A 7,344-nucleotide genomic window follows, 5' to 3' on the forward strand; every position below is an offset into this window, starting at 1 on the left:
TTCCTCATAATTCCCCTGCACTTAGACTCTTCATGTGATGTCTGCAGGGGACACTTTGACCTTCACGCGCATTCACCTGTCTATCGCCAGAATTCACTGAGCAGAAGAAGCCTGTTTTATTTGAGCGTAACGCGCAGCAAGCTGTCTTAGGCGCAATTCCAGCTGGGTCTTTTCGGCTTCAGGAAGCGCATCTCCGGCTGGATGCTGTGACAGGCGTCGGAGTTGTTCTTCAGCCGGTATTGTTTGGTTAAATGACTGTATAGTCGAAAAAACCACCGATTTAAGCTCACTCACCGTGATATATTTTCCTTTTTGCTCATCCAGACTGCTCAGCCGATGACTCAGTTGCTGAAGCTTCATCATTCCCTCATACCAACTGTTCATAGCGTCGACAGGCAACGCTGCCGCGTTAAATTTTTGCTGCCACTGTGAGGTGAGCGGCTTCGCCTCCTCCGGCCGCAATGTCTGGAGTTGCGCTAACAACTGAAGGCTGTAGGAAATATTCCAGTCAGGAGGCAGCTTATCCAGTCGGGCAAGCTGCTGCTGCGTTTCAGTGATAAATGTGGACGGCAAAGTACCTTGCTGTGCTAACGCGTCTTGCTGAACAGGTGTAAGCACTTCAGGTAACGGCGCCAGAGATGCATTAGCCTGAGTCGTTAAGGGATCGGGTCTGGACAGAAAGCCCCCTCCCCACGCCGCGGCGAGGCTGACCACCAGCATAGAACACATCCCGGCGACAAAGGGCTTCCATGGTCTGACCGACCCGTGCGCTGTCGTAAGACCCTCTGCATCAGGCTGATTCTCCGGCTGCACAACATAGACCCATTTCACTTCGTCAACCGGCTCTGCCCTTTCCTGAGGTATTTCGCAACCGGGCATCATGAGTGCATTCAGATCTGATGCGTCATTACTCCTTTCCAGCCGTTCAGCATTCGAACGTATCATTGTTCGTAACGTATCGAACTGGCTTAGGTGTTTCAGCTCAAGGCGCTGGAGCACCGAACCCAGCCGGGTAAGCAACACTTCAGCACGATAAAGCTCACTAAGATGGCTGTTGTTGAGTGGAAGCATACGCATGCGCTGCTGCAAGCGCTGGCTCAAGCCGCTAAGAATTTCCATACGAGCGTGTAGCGTCTTAGGCCAGAAAACGTCCCACTGATGGCTAATCAGGGCCTCCAGAATCGCCAGCCCTTCGTTCAGGCCAGCTAACCCCGACAGATGAGTCCGGGCAAGGGTGTACCAGGCTGCAGTCTGCAACTCCACACCGTTCTGTTCAAACAGTGAGAGGCCGAGTTTTTCGACATATTGCCAGTTCACATCCGGGCGAGCAGGATGCGTCAGCTTACTGAGTTCATCGCGGAGGGCGGCGTAATCTGGCAACGTGCGCGGGTCGCCGCCGGTTTTTATTTTACGTGGGATGATGTCATTCATGACCTATTGTCCATTTGACGTATCTGGAGCTAATAAAGGATATTGTTTATGCAGCTTCGCTTTCTGCATATTCGAGACTCTGCAGATACTGTAGCGCTACCGGGTCAGCAATATATTCAATCTGCCCGTGGTGACGCTCCACCTCTTCAATAATTCGGCTAAGCTCGATCCGGAAAAACTCTTTACGCAGATTGATTCGGTTAATCCGGTAGCGTTCCAGATGTTCATGTAACGTCCTTTCAAGCGCAGGGGCGTCATCGCAAGAAATCATGGCGTGGACATCAAAATCAAACGGCACAGCTGCCCCGCTCAATTCTTTCACGCGCTCCATGGGCTCCAGTCGTCGGGTCATACCGATTTTGAAGACGTTTTCACCGAAGGAGCCGATATTCGAAATGACATACACGTATCCCTGTTTGGTGAGCTGGGCCATGGATTTGGCACGTTCATACTGCTGATGCACGTCCTGGATTTTCTGCTCCAACTCCAGGCGCTGTCTTTCCAGTTCTACCCTGTGAGCACCTTCAGCGGCGAGCAGGGCTTCTTCCAGTAAACGCTGCTGCTCAGCAAGGCGTTGCTCCTCCTCTTCCGCTTCGCGCTGCTGCTGCTCCAGTTCGTCCTGTCGCTGTTTTTCTTCACGCATCTGGCGTTTGAGCTCAGCCTGATATTCTTTTTCTTCCTGCGCTTTTTCCAGCAGAGCAACCTTATCCAGAAACTGCTGTTTTACGCCTTCCCAGTCGGCGTTATCTTCCAGTTCCAGAAAGGCGATTTTCTCGCTGATAGCAGCGTAAGCCTCTCTTTCCTTCCTGAGCTGGTCGTACTTGCTTTGCCAGTTATTCACCGTGGTGCCAGAAAGCAGGGTTTTGACTTTGAATTTATACGCAGAGTCCACAATACGCTGCAGTGCCCGAGAGGCTTTATTTTTGGCATTGTGAAAGTCATCCCACTGACCGGCAAGGCGTTGCTTTTCCTGATACAGACCGCGAGCCACTTCAGTACTGACGGTTTCTTCAAAGGCTTTCTCTTTCTGAATGAGGTTCGACATAGCCTGTTCCAGCTCCGCTGTTTTCTTACGGAAGCCCCGGTAAATGAAAACCCGCATTATCAACGCAACGGCTATCAGTAAGCCAAAGAATAAACTGATGATTCCTGCTGGATTAGACACAGACTCGATAAATCGCTCATTAAAATTTATTAATGCTCTTACCGTGACATAAATACCCCAGGCAATTACACCGATAACAACCAAAATAATTCCTGCGGCATTGTCATCTTTTTTCCTTCGTGCCATATGTTATTTATTTCCTTGTTTCATATAAATCCGATTATTTAATCTTTAAAACAAATAGGGTATCTTTGCTATATCTTATTAATATTGACTCCCTGAGCAAATCGGTAAATGGGTATATCCGGGTTTGTTGGCCATATAGAGGGGTACGCATGTTGGCTGTCGGGCTTTTGTGCTGGCCGGTTCGTCGTTTTCTGTCACGCGTTGCTGTTTCTGCTTTTTCGCAGTTGTTATCTTTTTCATCTGCTTTTTTCGGGAGGAAGTTGATGGTGTTAAACGATTGCTGCCTTCTGAGGGACTATACCCGGAACAGAATCGTTTCGACTGACTCAAAGTCCCGTCGTTACAGACAAAGCGTCCATCCGATGTGCAGTGCGCTATACCTCCTTTTGAACCTGAGCAAGGCTGCCTTCCGCGTGCCGCATCGGCCTGTGTTGTCAAAATAATTCCTGAGACCAAAAGGAAGATTAATTCTCTCTTTTTCATACTCGTTACTTACTCTGTTATTTTGGAGTTCCGCTTCCCGCTAGTTTTGTTATTTCTTCTGATGAGAACGGAATAGCTAACAGCCCCAAAAATTATTACTCATTCCGTTTTCGCTATGAAAGAAGCGCGATAATTAGCCCAAAAAATGTGCTCTCATCAAATTGCTGTCTTGAGCAGGATAAAGCACCAGGCGGAGTAAAGGTCCAGCCACTCACGGTACCTGATCTCATGAATAAACGGCCCAGGGAGGTCATATGCCCTCCCTCATGGAAAATTGCCTCTACGCACCCAGTCACCCCCTTACCATACAGAAATACCGGCGTAAACTTTACGACCCGGCCATCGTAACGAAGAACGATACCTGAAATTTCAAAAGTGCCGTCCACCACCAGCAGGTCCGAGACGAATGCTGTGTACGGTTCTATATTAAGTCCGGTATCCACCAGCCACGCATCCATCTGCTCCTGAAGCTTTACCATTCGCAGGCGAAACTCTGCAATATCGGCCTGACTCTTACTGACAACAGGAACAGGTGCGGGTTGTCTGGCCTGTAGTTTTTTCATAAATTGTGATTTTGCTGACATGGTATTACCTGATATTAATGGGGGGTTACTGAGCCCAGAAGCTGCTGGTTCTTAAGGTGTCGCAGCATAACGCGACCTTCGGGCATAAACTGGGTTCCATACCGTACAAGCCCAATACCTCTCAATTCAGCATCAATGGCGTAGCGGAGTTCACCGGGCACTTGCTGTTCGAGTAAAGTGACATTCAGAGACTGCACACGGGGTTCATACTTAAGCAAGACACCAGCCAGCGTATCGATTAGCTCATGGGCAGTTCCAGGCATTCCTTGCAGGATTTTAGTCATATCGGGCAAACCATAATCTGGTAAATGGCTTACGGTTCCAGTACGGGCATTTAAAATACGCTGGATATTATCCAGTACTGATAAAATGACCTGGTCTTCTTCGTTTACAACTTCAAGGGAAAGCTCCCCTGTAAAGTTGCCAGTAAGAATTTCATATAAAGATGGGGATTTTCTGTCTGGCATTTTGACCTCAGGAAACTTGCTGAAATGGTTGATTTCTATTGTCAATTAATGTTGAAGACTTCATGTGTTGTCCTCTATCATTTCAATTATTACGGATTTTGCACCCAGTAGAGTCCAGCCTGAAAATCCGCTGTCAGATGGATTAAGAAAGTCGGTACCTGACCATTCAGGTGCAACTAAATCAGAGAACTGATAGTCCCAAAAATATCAAGCTGAATTTTTTATTTTTTCTCCAGCCTTATCATACAGGGCGAAAAATGATTGATTTGAAAATAGACGCAATACCCGCCCCACCCCGCCAAAAGGCTTGAAGTTAAGAATGTAAGTGATGGCATAGCAAGTGTTGTTCTCATTCCACATTTTTCACCAGGTGTGGTTTAAATATAAGCCAGCATCTTTATAGAAAAAAGGATAAGAAATAATAATAAAATACATTAGAGCATCATGTTTAAGATCGATTTAATTGCCCTGCGCACGTTTATTCATCCTCGTCATGAACTCTTCATTATATAGTCATGAAGTTAAGCCTATGGAATTAATGAATTAAAGAAATGATTCGGCTACACCACTTTTTATGTTGAGAGGAAATCGAGTACCCATCCACACAATTACCTATGTAACTGATTGATAAGAAATCATCTCCAGTTAACTCGCCTGGGAAGAAAACGGCATCAACTGCTTTACGATCCCTGAGCTGATAAATCCGTACCATTGTCGCCAGCGGCGTCTGTGCGCCATCAGCGTTAATGGCCGTACGCGGGGTAAAATCAAGATGCAGCGTTTTGATTTTCTTGTAGAAGATGGATTTCGTGATGCTGACCGTACCGTCCGTAACGGTCTGAGTCAGACCGCAGCCAGCGAGCAAACCACAGGCAATAAGCATCAGCGCCCGCCAGCGAGCTATATTTAAAGTGAATACTAACTATAATTAACAGAAAAGATTCGCAACATGGGGAAAAATAATTACGGATTATGTTATTAAAATCACTAATTAATGGCCCGCAATATATACCCAACAAACCTCAAAATGCATGAGCGACTCATCGCTAAGCCCGGAACAACTCGACTGATAAGCCATCTCACCATGCAACTTCAAGTTAATCGAGTATAAACATTACAGAAAATAGCATTTAAATAAGCATCAAAGTAAAAATATAACACATGGATTTATTTTAAAACAAATCCGTCATAGCCTAATTCACCAGGAAAAAGAAGTTCTTTATCCTTACCGTACAAAAATTCAATGGAGTCATATGCCGCAATTTCAGACATACCGTAAAATAGTGAAGGCTTAAATATCACACCCCCATTAGAATCATATAAAACAAAATAGTAATCTTCATCTTTCAGGTATTTATAAAGTGATAACGGAGATATTATTTTAGCATGATATATATTTACCTTATATTGTTTATCAGGACTGACTATATCAAACACCTTTGTTTTTTCATTGATAAACAAAGTAGAAGGCAAAAATGCCCAAATGATTAGCAATAAAAAAAATGCAAGATATATTTTTTTGATTTTCATTTACAGAGGAATTTCCTTGTCAGTTTCTCTCGGCGAGACCCATAATACATCAGAAAAAACAATATAATCACCACCTGAATCATGTTTTTTTTGCCACTTCCGGAAGTCTTTGTTAAAAATCGGCACAAATCCTGAAAAACTCCTCACCAGATGCCCCCAAAAACCAGATAAGTAAGTGGACATGTAAATGCCAGTTTCTTCCTTGTTTAGTATACGGTTTTTACTCCAAACCCCTAAAGGCTCTGATGAATTTCCTTCATCAACGAAATCATAAGTATCCTTGAGGTAAAAGCCCAACTTATCTACAATAAAAAATACTTTTCCCTCCCTGACTTGCGTCATTCCACGAACACATACTTTAAGATTCGAATTTCCCATTGCACCATACCAATCGTTTACCGTATCAAATTTACTTCCTATGGTTATTAGATTTACTTGGGATGTGTTATCCAATTCCATAACATCGTCAGTATACCCAAGAGATATCGCACCTTTATTAAAATCACCTTTATTTTGAAGCAATTTTCTTAATCGAGCAATACCTTTCATACTTTTCCAACGACCAGTAAGCTCTTCAATCCCAGCGCTAACCTGCTCAAATTTAAGTGCCCATGACATTTTGACTATTTCAGTACTAACTTGAGTTGATGGTAAGTTTCTTGCATCTTCATCTAATTTTTTTCTTTTACTTTCAGTAGTAAAAATAAATGCTGGTAAAATTTCAAACCAATGCTCCATTAACTTAGGAGCCATTTCCCATCCCATTTCTCTCATCGCGTCAGGGATCATATCAATATGGAAGAAGTCTACACTGACTTTCTTTTCCTGCTGCTCCGGTTCTTTTGTGGTAGTCGTTGATGAAACTGCCATTACCTTGTCCCCGCTCTGATCTGGAAAACATAGTCCAGGTTTACGTTTTCTTCGGTATCTGAATTTATTGCATGCGTCAGAGCTGAATCAGTTCTTCCTACCACTGTACCGGTAGATGTCTGTAATTGATATGCAAATTCCATATCTTCAGAACCTGTTAAGGAATCCAGGACCCTGAAACACGCTGTATTTGGACCACATGATAAATTTGGTAATGGAGCGGGCATTTCAGCAGTTCCCTGCCCCAGGGTACTGCTTCCCGCCGCCATAGTCCGCTTCACTTTGCGCATATACATCGCCGTCGTACCATACTCCACCTTTCCCGCCTCCAGCCGCAGGTAGCTTCCGCCCCCAATCAGCGTGATGCGTTTTTTCCCGGCGAAGGAGATGTCACTCGCTGAACTCAGCGTCAGCTTCTGCTCCGCAAAGAGTCGCAGGCTGGCGTTCTGCGCCTGGACATCCACCGGCCCTTCCGATGCCTTCAGGTTCAGTTGCCCCTCCCGCGCAAACAGCCCCAGCTTTTCGCCTGCCAGCACCGTCATGTTACCCATTGTTCCGATGCTGATATCCCCGCCCGCATTAATGGCGACGTTCTTCGCGGCCGTCATCTGCAGGTGCTCCCCGCTGGTCAGGGCCATTCCTTCCGGAGCGGACATCAGCAGCGCCTCATTGAGCGGCTTCAGCCGCT

The 7,344-nt window shown here is 45.5% G+C and carries 8 protein-coding genes and 1 pseudogene; all 9 read right to left on the bottom strand.

Annotated elements, in window-relative coordinates; translation table 11 throughout:
* Positions 1-93: 93 nt before the first annotated feature.
* Complete coding sequence (locus ACOTXT_RS18820; RefSeq protein ID WP_055321858.1) at positions 94-1,431, bottom strand: VasL domain-containing protein; 1,338 nt, start codon at positions 1,429-1,431, stop codon at positions 94-96.
* 46 nt (positions 1,432-1,477) lie between these two features.
* Positions 1,478-2,722: a GIY-YIG nuclease family protein gene (locus ACOTXT_RS18825; RefSeq protein WP_031275389.1), complete on the bottom strand. Its 1,245-nt coding sequence runs from the start codon at positions 2,720-2,722 to the stop codon at positions 1,478-1,480.
* Between the two features lie 78 nt (positions 2,723-2,800).
* The gene (locus ACOTXT_RS18830; RefSeq protein ID WP_071789000.1) at positions 2,801-3,205 is read right to left on the bottom strand and encodes a hypothetical protein; all 405 of its coding nucleotides are present in this window, start codon (positions 3,203-3,205) and stop codon (positions 2,801-2,803) included.
* A gap of 113 nt (positions 3,206-3,318) precedes the next feature.
* The gene (locus ACOTXT_RS18835) at positions 3,319-3,789 is read right to left on the bottom strand and encodes a hypothetical protein (protein WP_021243010.1); all 471 of its coding nucleotides are present in this window, start codon (positions 3,787-3,789) and stop codon (positions 3,319-3,321) included.
* Between the two features lie 14 nt (positions 3,790-3,803).
* Positions 3,804-4,256, bottom strand: a complete 453-nt coding sequence (gene tssE / locus ACOTXT_RS18840) for a type VI secretion system baseplate subunit TssE (RefSeq protein WP_023294209.1) — start codon at positions 4,254-4,256, stop codon at positions 3,804-3,806.
* 634 nt (positions 4,257-4,890) lie between these two features.
* Positions 4,891-5,139, bottom strand: a pseudogene (locus ACOTXT_RS18845) (type VI secretion lipoprotein TssJ); the annotation flags it as partial.
* 284 nt (positions 5,140-5,423) lie between these two features.
* Entirely contained in the window at positions 5,424-5,786 is a 363-nt protein-coding gene (locus ACOTXT_RS18850) for a DUF6201 family protein (RefSeq protein ID WP_008502625.1), read from the bottom strand.
* The gene (locus ACOTXT_RS18855; protein WP_333166261.1) at positions 5,787-6,656 is read right to left on the bottom strand and encodes a DUF6402 family protein; all 870 of its coding nucleotides are present in this window, start codon (positions 6,654-6,656) and stop codon (positions 5,787-5,789) included.
* The coding region (locus ACOTXT_RS18860; RefSeq protein ID WP_421625411.1) for a DUF2345 domain-containing protein at positions 6,656-7,344 on the bottom strand (689 nt) is incomplete at its 5' end. The genes ACOTXT_RS18860 and ACOTXT_RS18855, both read right to left, overlap by 1 nt.

It is taken from the genome of Enterobacter cloacae complex sp. IR5422 (genome assembly GCF_049238165.1).
Classification (GTDB): domain Bacteria; phylum Pseudomonadota; class Gammaproteobacteria; order Enterobacterales; family Enterobacteriaceae; genus Enterobacter; species Enterobacter roggenkampii.

What these genes read in the sequence shown, in the direction of transcription:
- ACOTXT_RS18850 (WP_008502625.1), bottom strand. Translation starts at nt 5,786, where the DNA reads ATGAAAATCAAAAAAATATATCTTGCATTTTTTTTATTGCTAATCATT.
- ACOTXT_RS18830 (WP_071789000.1), bottom strand. Translation starts at nt 3,205, where the DNA reads ATGAAAAAGAGAGAATTAATCTTCCTTTTGGTCTCAGGAATTATTTTG.
- ACOTXT_RS18820 (WP_055321858.1), bottom strand. Translation starts at nt 1,431, where the DNA reads ATGAATGACATCATCCCACGTAAAATAAAAACCGGCGGCGACCCGCGC.
- tssE (WP_023294209.1), bottom strand. Translation starts at nt 4,256, where the DNA reads ATGCCAGACAGAAAATCCCCATCTTTATATGAAATTCTTACTGGCAAC.
- ACOTXT_RS18835 (WP_021243010.1), bottom strand. Translation starts at nt 3,789, where the DNA reads ATGTCAGCAAAATCACAATTTATGAAAAAACTACAGGCCAGACAACCC.
- ACOTXT_RS18825 (WP_031275389.1), bottom strand. Translation starts at nt 2,722, where the DNA reads ATGGCACGAAGGAAAAAAGATGACAATGCCGCAGGAATTATTTTGGTT.
- ACOTXT_RS18855 (WP_333166261.1), bottom strand. Translation starts at nt 6,656, where the DNA reads ATGGCAGTTTCATCAACGACTACCACAAAAGAACCGGAGCAGCAGGAA.